The following is a 24,948-nucleotide window of genomic DNA, read 5'->3' on the forward strand; positions in this document are numbered from 1 at the left end:
TCCCGCACTAGTCATGAAGGATCTCCCGGGCAGCAAGTAGGCCCGAGGCTCGTCCGCTATGCGATCAGCGCAACCGCGAGTTTTCCGCTTCGCGGTTGCTGACGCCTATTCGAACTCAGTGAACAATAACTTCATTTGTCCATACTGAGTTTTGACGCTATTTATGCATTCGACATATTCGCCGTTCGATTTTTTCAATGAATTTGAATAAGTTTGAAGCAATGCCCAATATGTGGCCGCAACATCTCTCGAGCTAAAATGTTTGCTTAGCTCCACTCGCAAATCTGCGCATCTCGTTGCGATGTCTGCACCTTTATAGCCTTCACCGCCCAGCCACGCACCCAAGAAATTGCGCAAACTTGAATCAGCCGACGTTGTTTTCAGCGCGTCGACCAACGGTCTCTTCCCAATACTTGCCAACGTCAAAATATTCGTGGCATCGGGGAAAACGAATTCGCCCTTATCTGGATCGAATTTGAAGCGTGAAGGCACTGTTTTGAAGTGAACACGAACTTGCATTTGCGGCTCAGCGTTACCGGACGCCATTAAGTCATACCGTACGATATTCGGTGGAGCGTTCGCGTCGCCAGCCTTCAGGAACGCCATCAAAACAGAATCCGATGCCCTGTTTACGAGTTTCTTTTTCTCCGCCCCGAAAAGTTGAGTATCGAGTAGCCCGGATAAGTTCAGGACGGCGGGGGTTGCGAAACTCAAGGCTGATTGCAGGGCAGGCAAGCCACGCACTTCATTCACTAATTCTGCAGCCGCGCCAAACAGCTTTGGCGTAAAGCTGTCGTCTTCGGCGTAATATGTCGCCAATTCAACTTTGAGTGTGTTGTTGCTCGACTCGATAAGGACTTCCTCTGGAAAAACTCTGCCGGACCATTGGGTCGCACTCTCCTGCAAGACTTCGCGAGTCGCATTTTCGTAGCCGAACACTCCGCCAAGAATTGGGGTACTGGTTGTCACACTCGAAATATTATAGGAAGCAATAATTTGGCGACCCAACACCTCTTCGCCTTTTTTTACCTCAACAGTTACAACGTAATTTCCTCTGCGGGTGGAAGCGCCAAATCTGGATCGCGCAATCTCTCCCCATAACCTCTTTGTGTTTGCTATTGAGTTCGCGCGATCGACTTTAAATTCTATAACACCATAAACCGCACGGAACCCCACCGGGGCGCCCGGGGTGCTAAGATTAGCTTTCGTAACTTCATATCCATGTGCTGCACTCGTGCTGGCAGCCGCCATAAGAAATGCGCACGCAGCGAGCCTTATTTTTATAAATGACATTTAACCAACTCCCCTTGGCTGCAAACTTTCAAGGTGCGCGGCATGGCATGCCGCACGGTTAAAATGGCACAACATCTGTGTGCGTACAAATCGTACTGAAGCGCGCACGGCCCTTTTCCCTGTAAAAGGTCGCGCTAGCGGATATGTCGAAGTTTGGAAAAATTGGAGCGGGCGAAGGGAATCGAACCCTCGACATTCAGCTTGGGAAGCTGACGTTCTACCTCTGAACTACGCCCGCAAAACGCGTTGACCCGCGACACACATCGATTCGTGAAACCCAGCGTCATCAACACGTTATACTGATGCGGGACCGTTGGCCCGGCGCATCGCCTCGCTGACTTGTAGAGGGTTTGCCGCCCCTTGTGAAGCGCGCGGGCCGCAGGCTCGCGCCCGGGCCGAAAGGCCGCCTGTCATTGGGCCTAAACGGCTTGCACAGACAGCCCCTTGCAGGCATCACGGGCTCTCCCATTTATGAGCCTCGCAACGTGTGCGGCGACTTGCAGGATTCCGAGCCGATGACCGACATCAAACCTCCCGTTGTTCCCGCCGAATGGGCCCCGCAAGCCGCCATCTGGACGGCCTGGCCGGCCGACGCCGGCGAATGGAACGGCGACCTCGAAGCCCCGCGCAAGGACGTCGCGGCGCTGGTGCTTGCGCTGGCGGAAAGCAATCAGGTGCGCGTGCTCGTCAACGGCGAGGAGGCGGCGACATCGGCCCTTGCGGCAGTCGGGCAGGCGGCCGAGCTCGTGTCGGCCAAGTACGGCGATATCTGGCTGCGCGACACCGGGCCGATCTTCGCGCACGTCGGCAACGACCGCGTGGCGCTGCGCTTCAAGACCAACAGCTGGGGCGGTAAGTACGATCTGCCGGACGACCTCACCGTGGGTGATACGGTGGCGGAAATGGCCGGCACGCCGATCCGGCGCTACGATTTCGTGCTCGAAGGCGGCGCGGTGGATCACGACGGCCAGGGCACCGTGCTCGCCACCAAGCAGACGCTGCTCAATCCGAACCGCAACGGCTGGACGGCCGAGCAGGCGGAAGCGGCGCTGCGCGACGCATTCGGCACCAAGAAGCTGATCTGGGTGGACGAAGGCCTGATCGGCGACCACACCGACGGCCACATCGACAACATCGCGCGCTTCGTCGCGCCGGGCCGCGTCGTGTGCCAGGCGCCGTCGGGCGTGGACGATCCGAACGCGAGCATTCTCGACGCCATCGCCGCGCGCCTCAGGGAAGAGACCGACAGCACCGGGCGCAAGCTCGAGGTGATCACCATTCCGGGCGCGGGGTTGTACAAGAACACCGCTGGCGAAGTGTCGCCTGCCTCGCACATGAACTTCATCATCGCCAACGGCGTGGTGGTGGTGCCCGTGTACGGCACGCCGACGCAGGATGCCGCGCTCTTGGCGCTGCAGGACGTGTTTCCCGACCGCAAGGTCGTGGGTGTCTCGTCTCGCGGGCTGCTCGGTGCCGGAGAAGCCGGCGGCGGCTCCTTCCATTGCATCACTCAGCAGGAACCCCTTTAATGGCCCCACGCAGCATCACGGTCGCGGCGATCCAGACGAGCTACGGGCACGACCTCGCGGCCAACATCGCGAAAACGAGTTCGTTCGTGCGCGAAGCGGCGCGCGGCGGGGCGGATGTCGTGCTGCCGTCCGAACTGTTCCAGGGCATCTACTTCTGCACGCGGCAGGATCCCAAGTGGTTCGAGACGGCGTTTCCGGTCGACGAACATCCGTGCGTACTCGCGCTTCGAAAGCTTGCGGGCGAGCTGGGCGTCGTCATTCCGATCTCCTTTTTTGAGAAGGACGGGCCGCGCTATTACAACAGCGTCGCCATCGCGGATGCCGACGGGGCGCTGCTCGGCGTTTATCGCAAGAGCCACATTCCGGACGGGCCAGGCTATCAGGAGAAATACTACTTCCGGCCGGGCGACACGGGCTTCAAGACCTGGAAGACCAAGCGCGGACACATCGGCGTCGGCATCTGCTGGGACCAGTGGTACCCGGAAACGGCGCGCGCGATGGCTGTCGAGGGCGCGGAAGTTCTGTTCTATCCGACGGCCATCGGGTCCGAGCCCTACGACACCGCGCTCGACACGCATCTGCAGTGGCAGCGCGCGATGCAGGGGCATGCGGTTTCGAACGCGGTTCCGATCGTCGCGGCAAACCGCATCGGCCTCGAGGACAACGAGGGCGTGCGGCAGAAATTCTACGGGCATTCGTTCATCGCCGACCATCGCGGCGAACTGGTCGAGCGCTTCGGCGCGGCCGACGAAGGCATTCTGACCCACACGTTCGACTTGGGGCTGATCGAAAGCTATCGCGCCGACTGGGGTTTCTTCCGCGACCGCCGGACGGACCTCTACGCCAAGAGCATCATCTAGGCGGGCAGCTTGTCTTCGGGCATTGGTCGCCGGAGCTTTGCGGTCGGGCGAACCGACTGATGGCCGTCAGTCAGCTCGCCCTCCTTGTCTCTGGGTTCACTCCCCTCCCGGCATCCCTGCGCAAGGATATCGGGCGGCCGTCATCGTGTTCTTGTCGTTACGGTGCTGCGACGGCCGGTGCTTCGGTCGCGCCGTTGATGTGAGCGGCGACTTCCGGCGCCACCACCACGTCAGCCTCGTCTGCCTTCGCGTCGGCTTCAGCGCCGGCCTCGACCGGAGCCTCTTCCGCTGCGGCTTCGGCAGCAACTTCGGCAGGCGCTTCCTCGGCAGCAGGTGCTGCTTCGGCGGCGACCTCCTCCGCTGCGGCTTCGGCAGCAACCTCGACAGGCGCTTCCTCGGCAGCAGGTGCTGCTTCGGCGGCGACCTCTTCCGGTGCGGCTTCGGCAGCAACCTCGGCAGGTGCTTCCTCTGCAGCAGGCGCTGCTTCAGCCGCTACCTCTTCCGCTGCGGCTTCGGCAGCAACCTCGGCAGGTGCTTCCTCTGCAGCAGGCGCTGCTTCGACGGCGGCCTCTTCCGGTGCGGCTTCAGCTACGGCTTCGGCGGGAGCGTCGGCAGCGGCAGGCGCCGCCTCAGACGTGGCCTCAGCTGCAGCTTCCGCAGCCGGGGCCTCCTCGGAGACTTCCGAAGCTGCTTCTACAGCCGCGGGTGCTTCCGCTCCTTCGCCGTCACCAGCCGGTGCCGCAACCACTTCTTCGGCAGCCGGTTCCTCGGCGGCCGCTTCCGCGACTGGAGCTTCCTCGGCAGGTGCTTCGGCGGCAGGTTCAGGCTCCGCTTCGGCAGCCACTTCAGCAGCCGGTTCCTCGGCGGCGGCTTCAACCGCAGGGGCTTCCTCGGCAGCTTCCTCGGCTGGCGCCTCTTCGGCTGATGCCTCGGCGACAGCCTCGGGCTCCGCTTCGGCAACCGCTTCTTCGGCGGCTGCTTCGGCGGACTGCTCCTCGGCTTCCGCGGCCGGGAATGGCTCGGTCAGGGCCGTTCCGCAAGCTGCGATGGCGTCGGCGGATGCTTCCGGCTGCTTGGCCTCCGCCACGACGGCGGCAGGAGCGACGGGTGCACCCTCGATGAACTCACTCATATCTCTTGCAAGCTGAACGATCGAGTCGGCCTTGCAGCCGAGCTCCATCGCCATCCGCAAGCAGGCAAAGCGCTGCTCTTGGAGGTTCATGAGAACTCCATGTTTTGGGGTTTGCTATGGGCGTGGCGTTGCTTGGTGCGATGCAAACAACGCGCTCATCATACTGCTTCGTTTAACTTGGCGCTATACTTACGCGACTGATAAACCACAATATTTCCAAGTAAAATTGCGCCACGAACTGAACTCGTCAATTCAGGCGCAGCGCGATCGGGTTAATTCGTTTGAGTGAATCATTTTGTGAAGGCCGGACTCATTTGGAGCCCGGTTTGCGGGGTTAAAATCGCGCCGGACTAGGTAGTACCACGTGGCCCAAGGCCACTCGCGGCAGCCGGCCGGGCGCCCCCGCGCGTCCGTGTGCGGGTGCAGCGAGGCAAAGTAAACCGCGCCAAAGGGTATCTCGCCTCGCAGGCTGAGCGCATGCTAGAGAGCGCGACATCAGTCCAGACCTTGGCCCCTCCGCACAGCACATCCTCATGTCTCACCCCGCTGCCACCGCCGAAGCCTCCCGCGCCCGTCCCGAGTGGAGAAACGCGCGCCGGATCGTCGTGAAGATCGGCTCGGCGCTGCTGGCCGACCGCGACACGGGTACGCTCAAGTCCGAATGGCTGGCCTCGCTGGTCGCCGACGTGGCGGAGCTCATCCGCGAGGGGCGCGACGTGGTGCTGGTGTCATCCGGCTCGATTGCGCTCGGGCGGCACAAGCTCGGCCTGCCGAAAGGTCCGCTCGCGCTCGAGCAATCGCAGGCGGCGGCGGCGGTGGGACAGATCAGCCTCGCCCACGCCTACCAGGAGCTGGCCGCCAAGAGCGGGCTCACGGTCGCGCAGATCCTGCTCACGCTCGGCGACACGGAAGAGCGGCGGCGCTATCTCAATGCGCGCCACACCATCGAGACGCTGCTGGGGCTCAAGGCCATCCCGGTCGTCAACGAGAACGACACGGTGGCTACGGCCGAGATCAAGTACGGCGACAACGACCGGCTGTCGGCGCGCGTGGCGGGCATGGTGTCGGCCGACTGCCTGGTGCTGCTGTCCGACGTCGACGGGCTCTATACGGCGCCGCCGAACGACGACCCCAACGCGCGCCACATCCCGCTGGTGACCGAGATCACCGGCGAGATCGAGGCCATGGCGGGCGACGCCGGCACGGAGCTTTCAAAGGGCGGCATGAAGACGAAAGTGCAGGCCGGGCGGATCGCGCTCGGGGCCGGCACCAACATGGTGATCACGACGGGCAAGGTGCTGCATCCGCTGCGCGCCATTTCCGAAGGCTGCAAGGTGACGTGGTTCCTGGCCAAGCAGGATCCGGTGACGGCGCGCAAGCGCTGGATCGCCGGGCAGCTCGAGGCGCGCGGCACGCTCCACATCGACGCGGGCGCGGAAAAGGCGCTCGACGCCGGCAAGAGCCTGCTCGCGGCGGGTGTGCGCCGGGTGGAGGGCAATTTCGAGCGCGGCGATGCGGTCGTGATCCGCGCTCCGGACGGCCGCGAGCTCGGGCGGGGATTGTCGTCCTACGCGCACGGCGATGCGGCGCTCATCCTCGGCCATAAATCATCCGAGATCGCCGAAATCCTGGGCTTCGAGGGCGGGCCAGAGCTGATCCACCGCAACGATATGGCGCTGCACCGCAAATAGCCGCAAACAGCGCCATTGACCTCAGCCCTCAGCGATCCGAAGTATACCAGCCATGCAGAAAGCAACAGACATCGACGGCGGCGATACGGGTGCGCTCATGCGCGCGATTGGCGCGAGCGCGCGGACGGCGGCTCATGCGCTGGCGCTGGCGCCGCGCGCGGCCAAGGACGCCGCGCTGTTGAACGCCGCCCAGGCGCTGCGCCGCGACCGGCAGAAGATTCTCGATGCCAACGCGAAGGATGTCGCCGCGGCGCGCGCCGCTGGACGGCCCGAGTCGTTCGTCGACCGGCTGGTGCTCAACGACAAGCGCGTCGAAGCCATCGCCGCCGGTCTCGAAGAGGTTGCCGCGCTGGCCGACCCCGTCGGCGCGGTGCTGGCTGAGTGGACGCGTCCTAACGGTCTCAAGTTTCAGCGCGTGCGCGTGCCGATCGGCGTGATCGGCATCATCTACGAAAGCCGGCCCAACGTGACGGCGGACGCGGGCGCGCTGAGCCTCAAGTCCGGCAACGCCGCCATCCTGCGCGGCGGCTCGGAGAGCCATCACTCCAGCCTCGCCATTCACGCGTGCCTCGCGGAAGGCATCGCGGCCGCCGGATTGCCTGCCGAGGCGATCCAGTATGTCGGGACGACGGACCGCGACGCCGTGGGACACATGCTCGGCGGGCTCGACGGAGCCATTGACGTCATCGTGCCGCGCGGCGGCAAAGGCCTCGTGCAGCGCGTGCAGGACGAAGCCCGCGTGCCCGTGTTCGCGCATCTCGAAGGCATCTGCCATACGTACGTGGACGCGAAGGCCGACCTCGCCATGGCCCGCGACGTAGTCGTCAACGCCAAGATGCGGCGCACCGGCGTATGCGGGGCGACGGAATGCCTGCTGATCGACCGCAATGCTCCGGCCTCCACCCTGCCGGCGCTGATCGAGGCTCTGATCGAAAACGGCGCGGAAGTGCGCGGCGATGCGGCAGCGCAGGCGGCGGACGCGCGCGTCAAGGCTGCGGCGGCGGACGACTACGGCCATGAGTTCCTCGATGCGATCATCGCCGTGAAGACCGTGGACGGTGTCGGCGAGGCGATGGCGCACATCGCGCGCTACGGCTCGCAACATACGGACGCGATCATCACGGCGGACGAAGACGTGGCGCAGCGGTTCCTGACCGAGGTGGACAGCGCCATCGTGCTCTGGAACGCCTCGACGCAATTCGCGGACGGCGGCGAGTTCGGCTTCGGCGCGGAGATCGGCATCGCGACCGGAAAGCTGCATGCGCGCGGACCGGTCGGCGTTGAACAACTGACGAGCTTCAAGTACGTCGTGCGCGGCACGGGGCAGATAAGGCCGGTTTAGAACCCGTCACGCATCCTGCCGCGAATTGACTTGAACCTGCTGTGGGCCATTAGCCGACATGTAGTCGTGGTACTGACTTCCGCCGCGATCGCTCGTGACAACTCGTCGGTGACCCTGCACGTCCGACAGGCCTCCCACCAGGGTTTAACATCTTCAGGCTAGCGTCTAGCGTCGTTTGAAAACAGGCGGGGCGATTTCTTCGAGGCTCCTTCTCTCAAGCGCCATGTCGAGAATGTCGGACTTGCCGCCGCGGGACATGCAGGCACTGATCCGTAACGTCTTCTCGGCCCGGCTCGAGCCTAGATAGATATTCGAGATGAAGCGACGCCTCACCCCATCGCCAGAGTCGGTCGGTGCCTCGGACGCGTCGACATGGATCAGAAAAACGGTGTCGAATTGCAGTCCCGCAACATACTCCGGCATGCTGAACACAAAGCGCTTACCGGCATGACGAAGCTCGGAGGATGGCTCTCGACTGGTTATCGGCATGCCCGCAAATTGGCCGCTGGCCGCAGCGAGATACTTGTCAAACTGATCCTCGCTGGCGCACAGCACAGCGACCCGGCGGCCACCCCCATCAATCGAGCGCGCAAGCTTCTGCGCTTCAGTAAAGATGCTTTTGAACAGACTGGGCTCGTCCGGAAAAACCGTCAGCTCTGGGACATCTCCATTTCCAAGCTCAGCCTTGCCGGAGTAGGCGTCCCACTCGCCGGGGATGTCGATTGCAGGGAAGGTCGCGTCAAGGTCAGCGAGGAACTCGGCGATCTGCGGGGTGTAGCGGAAAACGCGCTCAAGCTTGACAAGATCGGACCCCTGCAATCCGGTCGAGGCTGCGAACAGGTTCTGATCTCCATCGCCATAGCGTGCGAAAGTGTCCCTCGGGCTCTGTTTAAGATCATAAGCCATGAAGATGGGAGGCCGTCGGGGCCGTCCATCCTCCTCGACGGCACGCTTAATGAGCTTGTGCAGCGTCTGGCGCTCCACCGAAGTGAAGAGATGCAGCTCGTCAACGAAAAGGACGTCATAGCCATCTCGGCCGCGTATCCGATCCCAACGATTGGAGTCAAGGAACGAGTTGAAGTCGCCGATCATCTGATCAACGCTCAACGTACTCATATCACCGAGCTGTTTGCGGTAGCGCCGATGAATCTCGAGGATAAGCCGACGGTCCAGCTCGGTCGGAAGCTGCATAAGCCACAATGGGCGCACCGCCGCCCCTTTTGCGTATCGCTCTCCCTTCTCCTCCCCCGAACGAACACCTTCAGCGTCGAGGACGCTGGCAAATTCGTTCATTACCTCGCCCACGAGCCGTTTGTCCTGCCCTGATACCGCAGCGCTCCACCTCTGCTTGATGTCAGGCGATATGTCTTGGAATTGCGCGCAGGCGATACTCGAGCCCGCGATCTCTTTCAGGACCGCTTCGATCAATTCTGATTGTAGCCGCCTGCCCTCGCGCCCATCCAGCGATAGAGGCACAAGCTGGTCCAGCTCAAAATTCAGATGCCTATGCGCGAGGTCGTAGAGGGTTCTGACCTCCAGCTTCACCTGCTTGCCCGCCGCATAGAAAAGGCCAGTTGTGTCGAGGCTCTCGCCTATTGAATTGACGAGATCCACCGAGGCGGAGCTGTGGGTCAGGAATCCAAACTTTACAGGGTGGTCACCAGACTCGGCCGCGATCGCGTCGCGCAGGAACTTCACGACAAGCGAGAGGGTTTTGCCGGTACCCGCCGAGCCGCGGAGCCGAACAGGGCCGTCATGAGGCTTGTCCACGAAACTGCGCTGTTCCGTGGTAAGCTTTGAGGTGTACCACTGATTGAGGGTCGCTCCCTGCACAAAGCCTTGTGGAAGGCGCTGGCTTAATACGATTCCTGCTCGTGTTTCATATGGTGTCGGCTCGCATGTCGCGAGGACGGCGTCGGACAATCTCGCTTTGGCTGCATCGTAGATATCGAGGTGCAGATTGAGGCGTCTGAAGTCGACCGTGTCGTCGAGCAGGGAGAATACGAAAAGATCCTTGGATCCTCTAGGCCTTGTTTCAAAGTGCATCCTCGCTCGCCAACCGTAGTTGCGCGAGGTTGCTTGGATCGAGAAAATGCTGCCCTCTTGATGCTTCCTCCAGTTGGTGGGGATGCTCACGCTGTCGGTATAGATGAATCGACCTGCCGTGATGATCCTCTCCAGTGTCGCGGTGCGTGAGGCGCTGTCCGCGAGAATGCCGTCAGCTTCGAGGTTGATGACAACGACCGGGGCATCGTCGTTTTCGAGTTCCGGCTCGAGCAGATAGACGATATCGTCCACGACGACGCGCTTGATGCTCTTTTCGTGTTCGGGAAGGCCGAACTGCTCGAACCATTCGGTCGAGATTGAAAATTGAGAAAGCCGAAAGAGCGTCTTTGGAGTGAGAACCAGCGCCTTCACTTTGGTACTCCTGAGAATGTCACGACCAGATCATCAATCACCAGCGCGCTCAGTGCAGTCACATCATCAGGCAGCCCGATCCGCGCATATTGCTGCGAAAAGAGCTGAAGCACCTTGAAGCGGTAACGTTCAGTAAGCCGAGCAACGCGAACGGCCGTGGGCCTGTCGCCTTGGCTCCTGGACATTTGCTCGCTGGTGGACACGAAACAGTCCCCCTCGGGCATCGTATAGATGCGACGCATACGTATGACGAAGCCGACCGACTGGTCGTCGACAAGATCGCTGAAGACAAAGTGGCCTTCCCCCATCGCCTTCTTGGCGCTAGTGATATGAGTGCGCGCATAGGAGGCTGGATCAGGAGCGGCGCTGCAGAGATGCCGGAACCGGATGATCGGAGCCTGCGCAGCATCGAGGCAAATCGCGAGTCGCCGCAACTCGCGATCAAGCTGGTCAGATTGGCTCTTTTTGAGGCCCTTGTATCTCACGATTGAAAAGCACACGGCCTCGGCACCGGATGATTTGAGCCAAGCGTGCAGTACCGCGGCGTCGCTGTCGTCGGCAAGCTTGAGCACTGCTTGGGTAGCGTGGTCGACGACCTCCTGGATGTGGCCTGGCGCCCAGAACTGCGAAAGGTAATCGTGAAAGCTGTAGATCGGCAGGAAGGCGACGACGCCGTCGGTCTTTTGGTGCGCAAGATCGCAATCGGCGTTGATCATAACTCCCAAGCGAGGCCCGGTCTCACCTTCCGGCCAATCGATTCTGATGATGTCGCCCTGACCACGCGGATCTTGCTGTGAAATCCGCTCGGTCTCTCGGTGCTCTCCCACGCTCCCCCCAAATTAGCATTCAGCCTTCCCATCATCGAATCGTCAGTCTGCAACTTGCCCAAATTCGGGGTTCTGGGCAATCACAGCACTGGACGGATACGCGGATGCGGCCACCGTTGAACCTCTCCCGATGTCCGCTTTGGGTCACGAGCGGACGTTCGCGGGGCCGGGAGATCGGCGTTGGGTCTAAGCGGTTGTCGTCAGCGAGACGAAGCCCGTGCGGGCCATCACGCTGTCGAGCGTCTTTTCCAGCACATCGAGCTTGAAGGGTTTCACGAGGTAGCCCGTGGCGCCGGCGGCCTTGGCGGCGAGGATGTTTTCCGGCTTCGATTCCGCGGTGACGAGCACGAAGGGCGTGTCGCGGCTCGGCTGCTCGGCGCGGACGAGCTTCAGGAGATCGAAGCCGCTCATGCCGTCCATGTTCCAGTCCGACAGGATCAGGTCGTAGTGCTTGTGGCGGATCTTCTCGATCGCCTGGAGGCCGTTGGCCGCTTCGTCGATGTGCGCGTAGCCGAGCTGGACCAGAAGGCGGCGAATGATCTTCAGCATCACCTGCCGGTCCTCGACGATGAGGATCTCGATATCGCCGCGTGCTGTCATGTGTCCCGCCCCAGAGCGCCGCGCAGCCACACCACGAGAAAGGCCGACCGGCGCGGGTTCAATCCTCTCACCATTCCTCAGAGCGGTTACTAATTGGTGTGGAGACCGCTGCTCGCGCCTGCGTTGCATCGGCCCGCGAAGCGATATCCGAACGCCCGCCTAGATCCGTTCCACTTTTAGTGGAATCGCGGAACGACTCTAGGTCTTTGTTTGATCGTGCTTCTTACCGGACACTGTCGCTGGCATGGCTTCGCCATGACCGGATCCCACTTTTCCGGAAACACGCTAGATCGCTTCGGCCGAGCGGGCCGCCTCGAGAGCGATCGCGGCTGCGTCGCGCAGCTCCGCATACTCCAACGCGGCATTGTCCACGAACACGCGCTCGCGACCCGCCGACGCGTGATCAGGCCCCAAGGCCCCCAACGCGGATGGGCCCTGCTCCGGTGTGACGAACCCGTGCAGGACAACGCCTTTTTCCCGGTAAGCCGAATCGCGCAGCAGAAGAAACTCATGCAAACGGGGCAGATTGTAATGCGGCACCGACGCGATGAGATGGTGCGGCAGGTGATAATCCATCCCCCATGGGAACACGGCATAGCGGGCCAGCGGTCCGGTGAGAAAAACGCGTGTGTTGGTGTAGCGGCCGCGGTCGGCATTGCCGTGCTGCACCCACTGACGCAGCATCATGAAGAGCGGGAAGGCCGTGAAGAGCGGCAGCACCCAATAGAGCAGGAAGTAGTGCCAGGCCGGCGCCCAGCCCATCACCGTGACAAGCGTGAGCGTTCCATAGAGGGCCGCGAAGTAGGACACGCGACTGATCATCGTCGCGCGATGAGAGATGACGGGCGCAAGCCGGGTCTGGATGAATGCGCGCTCGGGCACCATCACGAGGTAGGCGAGCGCCACGACGGTCGCTGCGACGAGGATTGCGACCGCGGCCTGATCGCGGTCAAGCCGGATCAGCTCGGAAACGGCGATCGGGACCGCGACACCGTAAATCACGCCCACGCGCAGCGGCCACTTGGATCCCTGATCGGTGGGATCGACGTAGGCGTGGCGATCGAAGCCGACAGCCGAGTACTTCGCGCGGACGAGCGTGAAGAAAATCAGTCTCAAAGGCGACAGCGCCTTGACGAAGCTCCAGAGCAGCTCGATGGGCGGAACCGGAAAATCTAGCCAATGGCCGCTTTCCTTGAGCTGGGCGATATCCGGATCGCGCTCGGGATCGTTGACGAACTGGTGGTGGGCGAGATGGTGGATGCGGAACTGGTAGGTCGACGTGTAGATCGGGAAGGCGGCCAGCCAGTCGGAGGTCAGCTCGTTCAACCGGCGATCCTTGAACAGAAGGAAGTGCGTGCCCTCGTGGATGGCGCCACCGAACTGATGCTGGGCGGCGCCGAGGATGAGGATGGCCACCGCGTTGATCAGAACGCCCCAGCCCCAACCGACACCTTGGGTGGCCAGCCAGGCGTTGGCTGCGATGGCGCCTGCAATCGTTGCAGCGATGACGCCGTAAATCTGGAGGAGATGGCGCCAATTCGTCCAGTTGTCGCGCGCCTTCAGCAACTTGATCGCTTCCGCCTCGACGGACGGCGTATCATCGTTGCGCGATCGCTGCGTCACAACACCTGGGATCGCGCGCCCATCGGCCGCGTTATGGTCGGTTACGAAGCTCACTTCGCGCCCCCCTCGGGAATGAGCCATGGCACCGTCGAGACCGGTGCGATGTGACTCAAACGTGGAATACTGAGGGAATTTGCCCTAGGTATTGTCCGGGACCAAGCTTTTTCGGGGAGCAAAGAGTGGACACGTTGAATCGCACTGCCGACGTGACGGAAGCGGCTGCCCTCTCGGAGCCGCCGTCAAAGCCGGATAGATCGGCCCGGCTCCGCCGTCTTCTGCGCTATACGGGCGTTAACCTCACCAGTCTGACGCTCGATTACGCGATCTTTCTACCGCTGACGCACGCCACCGATCTCCCAGTCCTGTCCAGTATCGTGGCCTACATTGCGGCGCTGGCGCTCAATTATCGCCTTTCGCGGCTTTATGTTTTCGGCGACGACGGCGGCCATAAGGGCGAAAAGCGCCTGTTCGCCCAGTTCATGGCGACGGGCCTGCTGGGCCTCGTGCTGACAGCCGCGGTGACGGGTCTCGGAATTTACTGGTTGGCCCTCAAGCCAGCTATCGCGAAGACAATCGCCGTGCTCATCTGCTTCGTCGTGCTCTATATCGTTCGGAGCCGGCTGGTCTTCACTCCGGTCGACTAGCGCCCGGTCCTGCCTTCCCTGCGGATGGCGGACGTTCCGCCGCTCGTCTTCCGCAATACACAGGTCCGATGTCCGCTCGTCTTCTCTCCCAAAGCTTCGGCTCACTGGCCGCGCGCACGCCGCCGGCTCAGCCCGGCCAGCGGATCGGGCTGCTCGGCGGTTCGTTCAATCCGCCCCATCGCGCGCATGTGGCGATCTCCGAAGAGGCGTTGAAACGGCTTGGCCTCGACGAGATCTGGTGGCTGGTTTCCCCCGGCAATCCGCTCAAGAACCATGACGACCTTGCGCCGCTCGCCGAACGGCTCGCGGCCTGCCGGAAACTCGTGACCCATCCACGGATCAAGGTGACGGCCGTCGAAGCGAGCCTCTCGTCGCCGGCAACGGTGGTGACGCTCACCTTCCTCAAGAGACGCTTTCGCGGCGTCCACTTCGTGTGGATCATGGGCGGGGACAATCTGGCCGGATTCCATCGTTGGGCGGAATGGCGCCGGATCGCGTCCGAAATGCCGTTCGTCGTCGCGGACCGACCGCTGTGGCGGCTCAAGTCGCTTTCGGCACCCGCCGCACGCGCGCTCGCCCGATACCGGGTGGACGACCGAGACGCGGGCACGTTGGCCCTGCGCAGGCCGCCAGCCTGGACGTACCTGACGCTTCGCCTGTCGAACGAATCCTCGACCGAAATTCGCGCAAGCTCGCGGAAGACGCCGTCAGCTTCCAAATAAGTTATTTTTCTCAGCTACTTACGTTGTCATTTCCGCGCAGTTGCCCGGGGGTGCGACATCCTGCGCAGGGGCCACTTGCTGGCGGCGCGTGGGGCGGCTATCTTCGTGGTCGCCCGTGCAGCAGTTCTGCGGTGCGGGTGGTGGACGACAGCCCGGCCAGGATGTAACGCGGGTCGACCGTACTGCTCGATGCCACCTGAGATGGCCTTGTGCATGGATGGGCACTGGTGATCGAAGGGAAAGGACATTTCCAAAAAGATGCGAACCGCCATTGAGGGCGCCCGGAAGGGTGCGCCTCCCGCCGAGATCGTGCGTGAGCACGCAGGCTCGGAGCCACTTCTGAAAAAGGTCGTCGCCTGGCTCGACGACGCAAAGGCTGAGGAGATCGTCTCGATCGATCTCAAGGGCAAGTCGTCGATCGGCGACTTCATGGTGATTGCCACCGGCCGAACGGATCGCCACGTGGGCGCAATCGCCGAACAGCTTCGCAAGCACCTCAAAGACACCGGCTTTGAAAATGTCCGCGTCGAAGGTCTTCAGACCTGCGACTGGGTGCTGATCGATGCTGTCGATATCGTGGTGCACGTCTTCAGGTCCGAGGTTCGGGAGTTCTACAATCTCGAGAAGATGTGGTCCGCCTCGAGACCCGGCGAACAGACGTCGCACTGACGTCCGCCGTACGACTGCCGTCTATCCGGCGCGGAGCGGTCTCGCCCGCGCCGCAGGATGGGCGCCGCCTCAACGGCATCCTGCGTGCGCGAGCCTTTTCACGCGCGCGCTCGGCCCGCGCGGGAGCGGAGTGAGATGCGCCTTTCCATTATTGCGATCGGCCGCCTGAAAGACGGGCCCGAGCGCGAGCTCTACCAGAGATACGCCAAACGCATCGACGAGGCCGGCCGTGGCGTGGCCCTCGGCCCGTTGGCGCTCACCGAATTTCCAGAAGCCCGTCAATCGAGCGCCAAACAGCGGCAGGCGGACGAGGCCCAGCGCCTGATCGGGGCGGCGGACGGGGCCGATCTCATGGTCGCCCTCGACGAGCGCGGAAAGACCTTCGGCAGTGAGGCTTTCGCCCGCTGGCTCGGCGCCCAGCGCGACGAGGGGCGGCGGACGATCGCGTTCCTGATCGGCGGCGCGGACGGGCATGGAGAGGCTGTTTCGGCTCAAGCGTCCCTTAAGATGTCGCTCGGGCCCATGACTTTGCCGCACGGCCTCGCCCGTATCGTGCTCGCCGAGCAGCTTTACCGGGCGGCGACCATTCTGGCCGGCCATCCCTATCATCGCGCCTGAGGCGCAGATTGCGTGTGGAGCCGCATTGATCTTTAGCCTGACGGCTGCGTGAACCGTCAAATTCCCGCTGCACGCCCCGGCCTATAGTGCTCAGCCGTCATTGCCCAGCCCTCGCGGTTCTCGCGACGGCGCCGGTCAACGACGCCCGGCGGCTCTGGACCATCTCGTTCCGAGGACGTAACAATCCTCCGGACGCCGGTTCAGACTGGGGAACACGGTGCGCCAACGGAGGGTGGGATGGCCCAGGACATTGCGATGCCGTTGAAGGAGATGGCGGCCGAACAGCCTGCGCCGCCGGCGTCCGCAGCCGCATCTCCATTGCCAGATATCGTACCGAGCGACGCGGCGCGGCCGCGCGAGCGCTTCATCCCCGTCACGACCTACGCTCTCATCGACCGGCTGACGGCCGGACAGGCCTGGCCGGGCGGCCAAGCGCGCGCGGCGCGGCGTTTCTTTCGCTACCTCGAATACTGGCGGCGCCAGCAGCACAGCGTTGGGCTCGCGAACTTGCTGCAAGCCTACGAGACCTTCAGCCCTGACAGCGACCTACTCGTGACGCGCACGTTCACGGACGACGAACGGGCCACGATGCAGAAGCGCGTGGTGCGCGACATCGAAGGCATTCTGACCCAGGCGAACTATGTCCGCATCGATCCGACGGACGTCGCGATGATCCTGACCAAGGAATCGCACTACGGCCTCGACCTGCAGGTCGACTTCAGCGCCTTCGAGGAAATCCTCATCTACTACCGGGGCGCGTCCAGCCGACGCGACCAGCGCCGCCGGCTGAGCCGGTTCATGCGCAAGGAAGAGTTCGACGTGCCGATCTTCCAGCGGCTGTTCCTGTTGTTCAAGCTGAAGCCGTTCGAGACCCGCGTGCTGGAAATCATGAAGCAGCAGCGCGTGCCGCGGCGCGAGGCCGAGCGGGTCGTGCGCAACCTGCGCGCCATGATCCCGCCGATGGTCAACGAGAAGAACATCTACATCAAGTTGTTCAAGCACATCCCGCGCTCGGACGTCGAAATGGTGTTCCCCAACACGCGGGTCAAATTTCGCCTGCTCGACAAGCTCCGCCTCGGACTGACGGGCGGCGCGGGCCTCGGCATGGGGGCCTTCGGCGCGGCCGGCAAGATCGCGGTTGCAGCGACGAACCCGCTGATGGCGGCGGGCGCCGTGCTCGGGCTCGGCGGCGTCGCGTTCCGGCAGGCCATGGGCTTCCTGAACCAGAAGCAGCGCTACATGGTGGTGATGGCGCAGAACCTCTACTTCCACGCCATGGCCGACAACCGCGGCGTGCTGATCAAGCTCGCCGACCGGGCGGCCGAGGAGGACGTGAAGGAGGAAATCCTGCTCTACAGCGTGCTCGCGAAGGAAAAAGCCAAGCACGCCGACCTGCCCGCGATTGACGCGGCCATCGAGCAATACCTGATGGCGAGCTTCGGCATCGAGGTCGATTTCGACTTGGAAGATGCGCTGAGCCGCCTCGTCGCCGACGGCCTCGTCGTCGAAGAGCCCGATGGCACGCTGCGGACGCTGGGCCCGACCGATGCGGCCACCCACCTCGATGCCAAGTGGGACGTTTTTCTCGACAACCTGCCCGATCCGGCCGGCGAGGAAGGGCGCGAGGTCGAGCAGACCATCACACCCGCGACAGACAGCGCGTTCGATTCACCGGAACAGCCCACCTGACGGCGCTGGAGCGTGTGCTATACCCTCGCGGCGCGCCTTGAGGCCGCTTCCCGGGGTGTGCGCTCCACGCCCGTCCATCAGTGAATTCAACGCAAAGACCCATGACTCCTCAGAAACTGATCACCGAGGTCGAGACCCGCGGCCAGGCCATGCAAATCGCCAGCGCGCTGCAGGATCTCCTCGAGCCGCCGCCCGACGCGCTGACCGTATTCGAAAGCAAGGCAAGCGATGGCGCGCCGGCTGGCTGGCGGATCGAAGCCTATTTCTCGGATCGCCGCGAGCCGCGTGAGCTGGAGGCGGACGTCACCCATCTGCTTGGAGACCCCTCGCCCGTTTTCCACGTCGATGAGATTCCGGACCTCAACTGGGTCGCACTTTCGCAGGCTTCGCTGCCCCCGGTGCAGGCGCATAAATTCACCGTGCACGGCAGCCACGACCGCAGCCGCGTGCCGCAGGGACCGCATGCCATCCTGATCGAGGCGGGCGAGGCCTTCGGCACGGCGCACCATGCCACCACCTACGGCTGCCTGATGGGCATCGCGCGCCTCAGCGAACGGCGCCGCCCTTTTACGCGCATCCTCGACCTCGGCTGCGGCTCCGGCATTCTCGCCATCGCGGCGGCGCGCAGCTGGCCGAAAGCAACCATTCACGGCGTCGACATCGACGAGCAGTCGGTCGTCGTGGCGCGCGAGAACGCGGCCGTGAACCGCGTCGGCTCCCGCATCGCCTTCGTGTACGGACCCGGCGTTTCCTCGCCGCCAATCCGCCGAGCCGCGCCGTTCGACTTCATCATCGCCAATATCCTGGCCGGTCCGCTGATCACGCTCTCACCCGATATCCGCCGCGCCGCCGCGCCGGGCGCCACGCTGATGCTTTCGGGCATTCTCAATCGCGAAGCGGAGCGCGTGATCGCCGCCTATCGTGCGCAGGGCTTCGCCCTTCTCCACCACCGGCGCTACGAAGGCTGGTCGACATTGATGCTCGTCAAGCGCACCTGAGACCGGCCTTCCGGCGAAGGCCTTTGTTTTATCGTGCTTCTTATCGGACACTGTCGCTGGCATGGCTCCGCCATGACCGGTTCCCACTTTTCCGGAAGCACTCAAGAGGGACCCCGACCGCGATGTTCCAGACGTTTTCCGCGCCTTCCGATTCCGACGACGTCCCTGAGCGCATCAAGCGGCTGCGCGGCGTGCTGGCCAACGAGGGCCTGCAGGCGCTGCTGCTTCCGCGCGGGGACGAGCATCAGGGCGAGTACGTGGCGCCTTGTTCCGAGCGGCTGCGCTGGCTCACCGGGTTTTCGGGAAGCGCTGGCATGGCCGCCATCACGCGGCGGCACGCGGCGCTGCTCGTGGACGGGCGCTACACGGTTCAGGTTCGCGCCGAGTGCGGCGGCGGCGGGTTCGATTTCCCGGGTATCGCGCGCACCCATCTCGCGCCGTGGCTCAAGGAAAAGCTCAAAACCGGAGACGTGGTGGGGTTCGATCCCTGGCTGCATACGGTGTCGGAAATCGCTTACCTGCGCGATGCGCTGACGCCCGCCGGCATCGCGCTCAAACCGACGCGGCGTAACCTGGTCGACTGGGTGTGGGGCAAGGACCGGCCGGCCGCACCCGACGCGCCGGTTCAAGCGCACCCGATGAAATACGCGGGGCAGGCGGCCGACAGCAAGATCGCGGCGGTGCAGAAGGCGCTCAAGGCGGCAGGACAGGACGCCGTCATTCTCACGTCGCCGGATTCGGTGTGCTGGCTGTTCAACATCCGTGGGCAGGACGTAGCGCATAATCCCGTCGTGCTGGCGTTCGCGATCGTGCCCGCCAGCGGCAAGCCTGAGCTTTTCATCGCGCGCGAGCGGCTGACGCGCGAGGCGCAGTTGCTGCTCGACGGCGTCGTCAAGGTTGCACCGGCCGCCGCGCTCAAGACCCGCATCCAGGCGCTGCGCAAGGCCAAGCGGCGCGTGCGGCTGGACCACGACCGCGCGGCCTTTTGGTTTTCCCGCGCGCTCGGCAAGAGCGCCGTGCGGGGCGTGGACCCGTGCATCGGGCCGAAAGCAATCAAGAACGCGACCGAAATCAAGGGCGCGCGGATCGCGCACGTGCGCGACGGGGCCGCCGTGGTACGCTTCCTCGCGTGGCTCGACGGCGCGATCTCGTCCGGCGAGACGGTCGACGAGATTTCGGCGGTGCAGGCGCTCGAAGCGCAACGGGCGGGCAGCCAGGCGCTGAAGGAAATTTCGTTCGACACCATCTCCGGCAGCGGGCCCAACGGCGCCATCGTGCACTACCGCGTGACCGAGGCGACCAATCGCCGCCTCCGGCAGGGCGAACTCTTTCTGCTCGATTCCGGCGCACAGTATCTCGAAGGCACAACGGACATCACGCGCACCATTGCCATCGGAGCGCCGTCGGCCGAGATGCGGAACCGGTTCACGCTTGTGCTCAAGGGGCACATCGCCATCGCCACGGCGCGCTTTCCCAAAGGTACGCGCGGCATCGACCTCGACGCGTTCGCGCGCCGGGCGCTGTGGCAGCATGGGCTCGACTACGATCACGGCACGGGCCACGGCGTCGGCAGCTATCTCTCCGTCCACGAGGGGCCGCAATCGATCTCGCGCGCGGGCATGGCGGTGATCGAGCCGGGCATGATCATCTCGAACGAGCCCGGCTACTACAAGGAAGGCGCGTACGGCATCCGGATCGAGAACCTGGTGCTGACCGGCGAGGCCGAGCGTCCGGCGGGCGGCGACCGGGAAGTCATGGCCTTCGAGACTTTGACGCTCGTGCCGATCGACCGTCGCCTGATCGCCAAAGAGCTGCTGGGCCCCGACGAGCTGAGTTGGATCGACACCTATCACGCGGGAGTCTTGCGCACGATCGGGCCCGAGGTGGATGGCGAAACGCTCAGCTGGCTCGAGGCCGCAACGCAACCCCTGTGATATCGGGGCGGTCTGATCGCTTTCGCCGCGTTTCACATGCCTCTCGCCGCCAATGTTTTCGGCTTTTTTCTGATTCCGGCCAAAGGGTTCACATGGCCGATCTCATTTTTTCCCTTTTTTTCAATGCGTCACGGCGAATTTCTATTATGATTTATCAATTGTGATTCGGTTGTGCGCGGCCCAGCGCTGCACCGTCGACAAGTCGTTTCGTCGTGCGCCGCGCGTACTGGCGCCGATTTCGCTGGCCCATCATCTTGGAGCGTTTCATGACCGCGAGCAGCACTCTGCCCGCTCCAAACCTCATGCCGCTTATGCGCTACCGCGATCTCGCGGAGGCGATGAGCTGGCTCGAGCAGGCGTTCGAATTCGAGAAGCAGATCGCCGTTTCGGATAGCGACGGGGCCGTGATCTACGGCCAGATGAGCTATCGCGGCGGTCTCATGATGATGGGGGCGGTGCGCGATACCGACCTCGACAAGCTCATGCGCCAGCCCGACGAGGTCGGCGGCGTCGAAACCCAGAGCTGCTATCTCGTCGTCGACGACGCCGACGCGCATTACGCGCGCGCTCAGTCGTCCGGCGCGGACATCGTGCTCGAGATCAAGAGCGACGGCCTCGGCCGGCGCGGATATTCCTGCCGCGATCCCGAGGGCCACATCTGGAATTTCGGCACCTACAATCCCGGCCGCGGCATGCACATGCCCGCCGCGGTTGCGGAACCTGCCAGCGCCGTTGCGCCAGAGCCCGCCCCGCGGCGCGCGCGGAAGCTCATGGGCCTCGTCGCGTTGCTTGGGCTCGGCGCGGCGTCATGGTGGTTCGCGGGCGACATCCGGGCGGAGTTCATCCAGCGCATGGCCGATGGAGCCAACGCGCAATCGGCAGCACGGGCCGAGCAGGCTTATGCGGAACTCGTCAAGGTGCGCGCCGAGAAGCGGAAGGCCGATGACGTTGCGCTGGAGCTCAGCAAGACGCTTGAAGCCGAACGCGCGCGGGTGAAACAGATCGAATCGCAATCGCACTCGGGCGCCGACAAGGTGGCGGAGGCCGAAAAGGCCCGCATGGCCGCCGAAGAGAACGTCACGTCGCTGAAGGAAGAGCTCAAGCGCGAACGGCTGGCTCTCGAAGCGGCGATCGAAGCCAAGCGCGTCAGCGAAGAAAAGCTGGCCGTACGGGCCGCCGCTGCCGCGACAACGCCGCCTGCCGCCCCGCAAGTGCAGGCCCAACCGGCGCAGCCGCCGTCCGAGACGCAGGCCGCACTCGCTCCTGAGCAGAAAAGCGCCATCGAGACTTCGGCCAACAAGCCATCCGACTCGAGCGCATCCGGCAAAGCAGACGCCGCCAGCGAGACGCCATCGCGGTCTTTGACGGACGACGACGACACCTCCGACGACCGCGCCGACAAGAAGACCCAGAAGGTGACGGGCCGGGCCGCGCGCACCTCGTCACCCAAGCCGCGGAGCGTATCGCCTCACAAATTACCGGCCTACCACGTCGATGTCCGGAACGTCTGGCCGTACAATGGCTGGTCCAATTAAGATACCGAATTCAATTCACTAGGTCTGATGAGGGGGCGCCGCGAGGCGCCCTCTTCGCATTTTCCGCCCCCCCTGTTCCGGCCGGAACAGCGGGTCTATGCTGATTTCGTCACTGTGCCGATGGATCGGTTGCGGCGGTCGGGCGGCATTGGGCCTCCGATACTTCAACCGCAGTCCAGGCGCGACCTCACTGCACTGCGTGCCGGATGTCAGTCTTGCTTCAACAGAGAGAACTCGAAAGGGGCGCGGTCATGTCTTGGAAGAATTCACTGCTCGCACTCGGCCTCATCGTCGGCATCGCCGGGATGGGATCGGGCTACGCGGACGCTGCCGGCAAGGGCCGCGCACCGGCGAACGCACAGGCTGCTCAAGCTGCAAAGGCCAAGAAGGAGGCTGCCGCAAAGGCTGCCGCGGCCAAGCAGCAGCAGGAAAAGAAGGAATGGTATGCCGACGACCGCGATCGCGGTCTCGATATCGCCGCGGAATATGCGCCGAAGCAGATCGCAAAGGTGCGCAAGAACAATTACGTCGCCAAGGGCGACACCGTGAACACCGGCGGCGGCAAGAAGGGCTGGCAGCAGTACATGGACAAGTACTACAAGCGCTAAGCGCTTCGGGTCTCATACAAGCGCGGGGGAGCGGATCGCTCCTCCGCTTTTTTATGTGCCGTGCCCGTCAGCCCTTGATGAGCGCAATCCACTCGTCCTCGGTCAGAACCTTGACGCCGAGCTTTTGCGCGTTGGTGAGCTTCGAGCCCGCGTCCGTGCCGGCGATGACGTAATCGGTCTTGGCCGAGACCGATCCCGACACCTTTGCGCCAAGGCGTTCGGCCTGTGCCTTGGCTTCGCTGCGCCCGAGCTGCTCCAGTTTGCCGGTGAAGACCACCGTCTTGCCCGTCACCGGCGACGCGACCGCCGCGTGGGGCACAAATGGCGCGACCGCGACGTGGCGCAGCAGATCGTCCACGGCCTCGACGTTGTGCGGCTCCGAGAAGAAGTCGACCAGCGCATCGACCACCGTCGTGCCGATGCCCTCGATGGCGTCGATGTCCTCGTAGGCTTCGCTGCCTTTCCCCGCGAGCACGGCCGCCTGCACGGCGGCGCGGAAGGCCTCGACCGTCTGGTAGGCCTTGGCGAGATCCTTGGCCGTGGTCTCGCCGATGTGGCGGATGCCGAGCGCGAACAGGAACCGGTCGAAGCCGATCGTCTTGCGCGTTTCGATGGCGCGAAACAGCTTGTCGACGGACTTGGCGCCGAAGCCCTTGCGCTTGGCCACCGGGTTGGCGCTTTCCTTGTCCCGGGCCTCGAGCGTGAAGATGTCGGCAGGGCGGCGGATCAGACCTTCGTCGAAGAACGCCTCGATCTTTTCCTCGCCCAGACCCTCGATGTCGAAGGCGAGCCGCGAGACGAAATGCTTCAGGCGTTCCTTGGCCTGCGCCGGACAGATGAGCCCGCCCGTGCAGCGCCGCACGACACCGCCGGCGGACGGATCGCTGTCTGCCTCGCGCACGGCGTGGCTGCCGCAAACGGGACAGACTTTCGGGAACACGAACGGGACGGCGTCAGCGGGCCGTTTCTCGATGACGGGACGCACGACCTGCGGGATGACGTCACCGGCGCGCTGCACGACGACGGTGTCGCCGATGCGGACGTCCTTGCGCGCGATCTCATCCTCGTTGTGCAGGGTCGCATTCGAGACGACGACGCCGCCCACCGTGACGGGCTCCAGCTTGGCGACCGGCGTCAGCGAGCCGGTGCGGCCGACCTGGATTTCGATGTCGCGCAGGGTTGTCGTTGCCTGCTCGGCGGGGAATTTGTGGGCGATGGCCCAGCGGGGCGAGCGCGAGACGAAGCCGAGACGGTCCTGATAGTCGAGGCGATCGACTTTGTAGACCACGCCGTCGATGTCGTAACCGAGCGAGGCGCGGCGCTCGCCGATCTCGCGATAGAACGCAAGCAGGTCCTCGGCCGTCTCGCACACCCGCATCATGGGATTGACCGGCAGGCCCCAGGACGCAAACGTCTCGACCATGCCGTGCTGCGTCGCAGCCGGGAGTGCCGTCATCTCACCCCAGGCATAGGCGAAGAAGCGCAACGGGCGCGCGGCGGTGATCGACGAATCGAGCTGGCGCAGCGATCCGGCCGCCGCATTGCGGGGGTTGGCGAACACCTTGCCACCCGCTTCGGCCTGCGCCGCATTGAGGGCCGCAAAATCGTCGTGACGCAGGTAGATCTCGCCGCGCACCTCCGCCAGGGCCGGCGGCTTGCCGCCTTTGAGACGGGCGGGGATTTCCCGGATGGTCTTGACGTTGGCGGTGACGTTTTCGCCTTCGGCGCCGTCGCCGCGCGTGGCGGCCCCGACGAGCACGCCGTTCTCGTAGCGGAGCGAGATCGACAGGCCGTCGATCTTGGGCTCTGCCGTGACGGCGAGCGGCTCATCGGCAGGCAGCGACAGGAAGCGGCGGACGCGCGCGACGAACTCCGTCACGTCCTCGTCGGCGAAGGCGTTGCCGAGGGAGAGCATGGGGACGCTGTGGCGCACCTTGGAGAAGGTTTCGGAGGGCGCGGCGCCGACGCGATTGGACGGGCTGTCGTCGCGGATCAGGTTTGGGAAGCGTGCCTCGATCGCGTCATTACGGCGGCGGAGCGCATCGTAGTCGGCGTCGGTGATCTCGGGATCGTCGGCCTGATAGTAGCGCTCATCGTGGCGCGCGATTTCGCCGGCGAGGCGCGCAAGCTCGGCCTCCGCTTGGGCGGCGGTCAGATCATCGATGGAGGGCGTGGAGCGCTTCGACTTTGCCATGCGGCTTCATAACGAAAAAGCG

20 protein-coding genes and 1 tRNA gene are annotated in these 24,948 nt (G+C 63.7%); 13 read left to right on the forward strand and 8 right to left on the reverse strand.

Going from position 1 to position 24,948, the window contains the following annotated elements; all coding sequences use genetic code 11:
• Positions 1–105 precede the first annotated feature (105 nt).
• Together ACTIFK_RS01240 and ACTIFK_RS01245 are read right to left on the reverse strand one after the other, a co-directional pair.
• The gene (locus tag ACTIFK_RS01240; protein WP_439541215.1) at positions 106–1,293 is read right to left on the reverse strand and encodes a hypothetical protein; all 1,188 of its coding nucleotides are present in this window, start codon (positions 1,291–1,293) and stop codon (positions 106–108) included.
• A gap of 163 nt (positions 1,294–1,456) precedes the next feature.
• Positions 1,457–1,531 (reverse strand) — tRNA-Gly (locus ACTIFK_RS01245).
• Between the two features lie 277 nt (positions 1,532–1,808).
• Between ACTIFK_RS01245 and ACTIFK_RS01250 the strand changes: the two genes are divergently transcribed.
• On the forward strand, positions 1,809–2,822 hold the full coding sequence (locus tag ACTIFK_RS01250; RefSeq protein WP_439541216.1) for an agmatine deiminase family protein: 1,014 nt from the start codon (positions 1,809–1,811) through the stop codon (positions 2,820–2,822).
• Positions 2,822–3,682 (forward strand): N-carbamoylputrescine amidase, encoded by an 861-nt coding sequence (gene aguB / locus ACTIFK_RS01255; protein ID WP_439541217.1) that lies wholly within the window; start codon positions 2,822–2,824, stop codon positions 3,680–3,682. Before ACTIFK_RS01250 ends, aguB begins: the two co-directional genes overlap by 1 nt.
• Before the next feature lie 157 nt (positions 3,683–3,839).
• Here the strand turns inward: aguB and ACTIFK_RS01260 are convergent, their stop codons facing one another.
• Positions 3,840–4,904, reverse strand: coding sequence for a hypothetical protein (locus ACTIFK_RS01260; protein WP_439541218.1), 1,065 nt, complete (start codon positions 4,902–4,904; stop codon positions 3,840–3,842).
• A 443-nt stretch (positions 4,905–5,347) separates the two neighbouring features.
• Here ACTIFK_RS01260 and proB point away from each other — a divergent pair, with 443 nt between their 5' ends.
• Both proB and ACTIFK_RS01270 read left to right on the forward strand, forming a co-directional pair.
• Positions 5,348–6,505 (forward strand): glutamate 5-kinase, encoded by a 1,158-nt coding sequence (gene proB / locus ACTIFK_RS01265; protein ID WP_439541219.1) that lies wholly within the window; start codon positions 5,348–5,350, stop codon positions 6,503–6,505.
• A 52-nt stretch (positions 6,506–6,557) separates the two neighbouring features.
• Positions 6,558–7,847 (forward strand): glutamate-5-semialdehyde dehydrogenase, encoded by a 1,290-nt coding sequence (locus ACTIFK_RS01270; RefSeq protein WP_439541220.1) that lies wholly within the window; start codon positions 6,558–6,560, stop codon positions 7,845–7,847.
• 165 nt (positions 7,848–8,012) lie between these two features.
• Here ACTIFK_RS01270 and ACTIFK_RS01275 read toward each other — a convergent pair whose 3' ends face one another.
• From ACTIFK_RS01275 to ACTIFK_RS01290, 4 genes are all read right to left on the reverse strand, one after another.
• Entirely contained in the window at positions 8,013–10,265 is a 2,253-nt protein-coding gene (locus tag ACTIFK_RS01275) for a hypothetical protein (RefSeq protein ID WP_439541221.1), read from the reverse strand.
• On the reverse strand, positions 10,262–10,981 hold the full coding sequence (locus ACTIFK_RS01280; RefSeq protein WP_439541222.1) for a hypothetical protein: 720 nt from the start codon (positions 10,979–10,981) through the stop codon (positions 10,262–10,264). Before ACTIFK_RS01280 ends, ACTIFK_RS01275 begins: the two co-directional genes overlap by 4 nt.
• 297 nt (positions 10,982–11,278) lie before the next feature.
• Complete coding sequence (locus ACTIFK_RS01285; protein WP_439541223.1) at positions 11,279–11,692, reverse strand: response regulator; 414 nt, start codon at positions 11,690–11,692, stop codon at positions 11,279–11,281.
• Between the two features lie 285 nt (positions 11,693–11,977).
• Positions 11,978–13,369, reverse strand: coding sequence for a fatty acid desaturase family protein (locus ACTIFK_RS01290; RefSeq protein ID WP_439541224.1), 1,392 nt, complete (start codon positions 13,367–13,369; stop codon positions 11,978–11,980).
• Positions 13,370–13,494: 125 nt separating this feature from the next.
• On the opposite strand from ACTIFK_RS01290, the gene ACTIFK_RS01295 reads away from it, so the two are divergent.
• From ACTIFK_RS01295 to ACTIFK_RS01335, 9 genes are all read left to right on the forward strand, one after another.
• Positions 13,495–13,959 carry a GtrA family protein gene (locus tag ACTIFK_RS01295; protein WP_439541225.1) on the forward strand — a complete coding sequence of 155 codons (465 nt, stop codon included), beginning with the start codon at positions 13,495–13,497 and terminating at the stop codon, positions 13,957–13,959.
• Between the two features lie 68 nt (positions 13,960–14,027).
• On the forward strand, positions 14,028–14,681 hold the full coding sequence (locus tag ACTIFK_RS01300; protein WP_439541226.1) for a nicotinate-nucleotide adenylyltransferase: 654 nt from the start codon (positions 14,028–14,030) through the stop codon (positions 14,679–14,681).
• Positions 14,682–14,939: 258 nt separating this feature from the next.
• Positions 14,940–15,350, forward strand: coding sequence for a ribosome silencing factor (rsfS, locus tag ACTIFK_RS01305; protein WP_439541227.1), 411 nt, complete (start codon positions 14,940–14,942; stop codon positions 15,348–15,350).
• A gap of 135 nt (positions 15,351–15,485) precedes the next feature.
• Positions 15,486–15,968, forward strand: a complete 483-nt coding sequence (gene rlmH / locus ACTIFK_RS01310) for a 23S rRNA (pseudouridine(1915)-N(3))-methyltransferase RlmH (protein ID WP_439541228.1) — start codon at positions 15,486–15,488, stop codon at positions 15,966–15,968.
• Between the two features lie 237 nt (positions 15,969–16,205).
• Positions 16,206–17,657 (forward strand): TMEM143 family protein, encoded by a 1,452-nt coding sequence (locus tag ACTIFK_RS01315; protein WP_439541229.1) that lies wholly within the window; start codon positions 16,206–16,208, stop codon positions 17,655–17,657.
• A 101-nt stretch (positions 17,658–17,758) separates the two neighbouring features.
• Entirely contained in the window at positions 17,759–18,655 is an 897-nt protein-coding gene (locus ACTIFK_RS01320) for a 50S ribosomal protein L11 methyltransferase (protein WP_439541230.1), read from the forward strand.
• Positions 18,656–18,777: 122 nt separating this feature from the next.
• Positions 18,778–20,589: an aminopeptidase P family protein gene (locus ACTIFK_RS01325; protein WP_439541231.1), complete on the forward strand. Its 1,812-nt coding sequence runs from the start codon at positions 18,778–18,780 to the stop codon at positions 20,587–20,589.
• Between the two features lie 266 nt (positions 20,590–20,855).
• Entirely contained in the window at positions 20,856–22,124 is a 1,269-nt protein-coding gene (locus tag ACTIFK_RS01330) for a VOC family protein (RefSeq protein ID WP_439541232.1), read from the forward strand.
• Between the two features lie 251 nt (positions 22,125–22,375).
• Positions 22,376–22,732 carry a hypothetical protein gene (locus ACTIFK_RS01335; protein WP_439541233.1) on the forward strand — a complete coding sequence of 119 codons (357 nt, stop codon included), beginning with the start codon at positions 22,376–22,378 and terminating at the stop codon, positions 22,730–22,732.
• Between the two features lie 67 nt (positions 22,733–22,799).
• Here the strand turns inward: ACTIFK_RS01335 and ligA are convergent, their stop codons facing one another.
• Positions 22,800–24,926: an NAD-dependent DNA ligase LigA gene (gene ligA / locus ACTIFK_RS01340; RefSeq protein WP_439541234.1), complete on the reverse strand. Its 2,127-nt coding sequence runs from the start codon at positions 24,924–24,926 to the stop codon at positions 22,800–22,802.
• Positions 24,927–24,948: the final 22 nt, after the last annotated feature.

The sequence above is a fragment of the Hyphomicrobium sp. genome, from assembly GCF_051860585.1.
GTDB lineage: Bacteria > Pseudomonadota > Alphaproteobacteria > Rhizobiales > Hyphomicrobiaceae > Hyphomicrobium_C.

What these genes read in the sequence shown, in the direction of transcription:
- ACTIFK_RS01330 (WP_439541232.1), top strand. Translation starts at nt 20,856, where the DNA reads ATGACCGCGAGCAGCACTCTGCCCGCTCCAAACCTCATGCCGCTTATG.
- ACTIFK_RS01280 (WP_439541222.1), bottom strand. Translation starts at nt 10,981, where the DNA reads ATGATCAACGCCGATTGCGATCTTGCGCACCAAAAGACCGACGGCGTC.
- ACTIFK_RS01315 (WP_439541229.1), top strand. Translation starts at nt 16,206, where the DNA reads ATGGCCCAGGACATTGCGATGCCGTTGAAGGAGATGGCGGCCGAACAG.
- ACTIFK_RS01270 (WP_439541220.1), top strand. Translation starts at nt 6,558, where the DNA reads ATGCAGAAAGCAACAGACATCGACGGCGGCGATACGGGTGCGCTCATG.
- ACTIFK_RS01320 (WP_439541230.1), top strand. Translation starts at nt 17,759, where the DNA reads ATGACTCCTCAGAAACTGATCACCGAGGTCGAGACCCGCGGCCAGGCC.
- ACTIFK_RS01285 (WP_439541223.1), bottom strand. Translation starts at nt 11,692, where the DNA reads ATGACAGCACGCGGCGATATCGAGATCCTCATCGTCGAGGACCGGCAG.
- ACTIFK_RS01300 (WP_439541226.1), top strand. Translation starts at nt 14,028, where the DNA reads ATGTCCGCTCGTCTTCTCTCCCAAAGCTTCGGCTCACTGGCCGCGCGC.
- proB (WP_439541219.1), top strand. Translation starts at nt 5,348, where the DNA reads ATGTCTCACCCCGCTGCCACCGCCGAAGCCTCCCGCGCCCGTCCCGAG.
- ACTIFK_RS01250 (WP_439541216.1), top strand. Translation starts at nt 1,809, where the DNA reads ATGACCGACATCAAACCTCCCGTTGTTCCCGCCGAATGGGCCCCGCAA.
- ACTIFK_RS01240 (WP_439541215.1), bottom strand. Translation starts at nt 1,293, where the DNA reads ATGTCATTTATAAAAATAAGGCTCGCTGCGTGCGCATTTCTTATGGCG.
- ACTIFK_RS01335 (WP_439541233.1), top strand. Translation starts at nt 22,376, where the DNA reads ATGTCTTGGAAGAATTCACTGCTCGCACTCGGCCTCATCGTCGGCATC.
- ligA (WP_439541234.1), bottom strand. Translation starts at nt 24,926, where the DNA reads ATGGCAAAGTCGAAGCGCTCCACGCCCTCCATCGATGATCTGACCGCC.
- rlmH (WP_439541228.1), top strand. Translation starts at nt 15,486, where the DNA reads ATGCGCCTTTCCATTATTGCGATCGGCCGCCTGAAAGACGGGCCCGAG.
- aguB (WP_439541217.1), top strand. Translation starts at nt 2,822, where the DNA reads ATGGCCCCACGCAGCATCACGGTCGCGGCGATCCAGACGAGCTACGGG.
- ACTIFK_RS01325 (WP_439541231.1), top strand. Translation starts at nt 18,778, where the DNA reads ATGTTCCAGACGTTTTCCGCGCCTTCCGATTCCGACGACGTCCCTGAG.
- rsfS (WP_439541227.1), top strand. Translation starts at nt 14,940, where the DNA reads ATGCGAACCGCCATTGAGGGCGCCCGGAAGGGTGCGCCTCCCGCCGAG.
- ACTIFK_RS01260 (WP_439541218.1), bottom strand. Translation starts at nt 4,904, where the DNA reads ATGAACCTCCAAGAGCAGCGCTTTGCCTGCTTGCGGATGGCGATGGAG.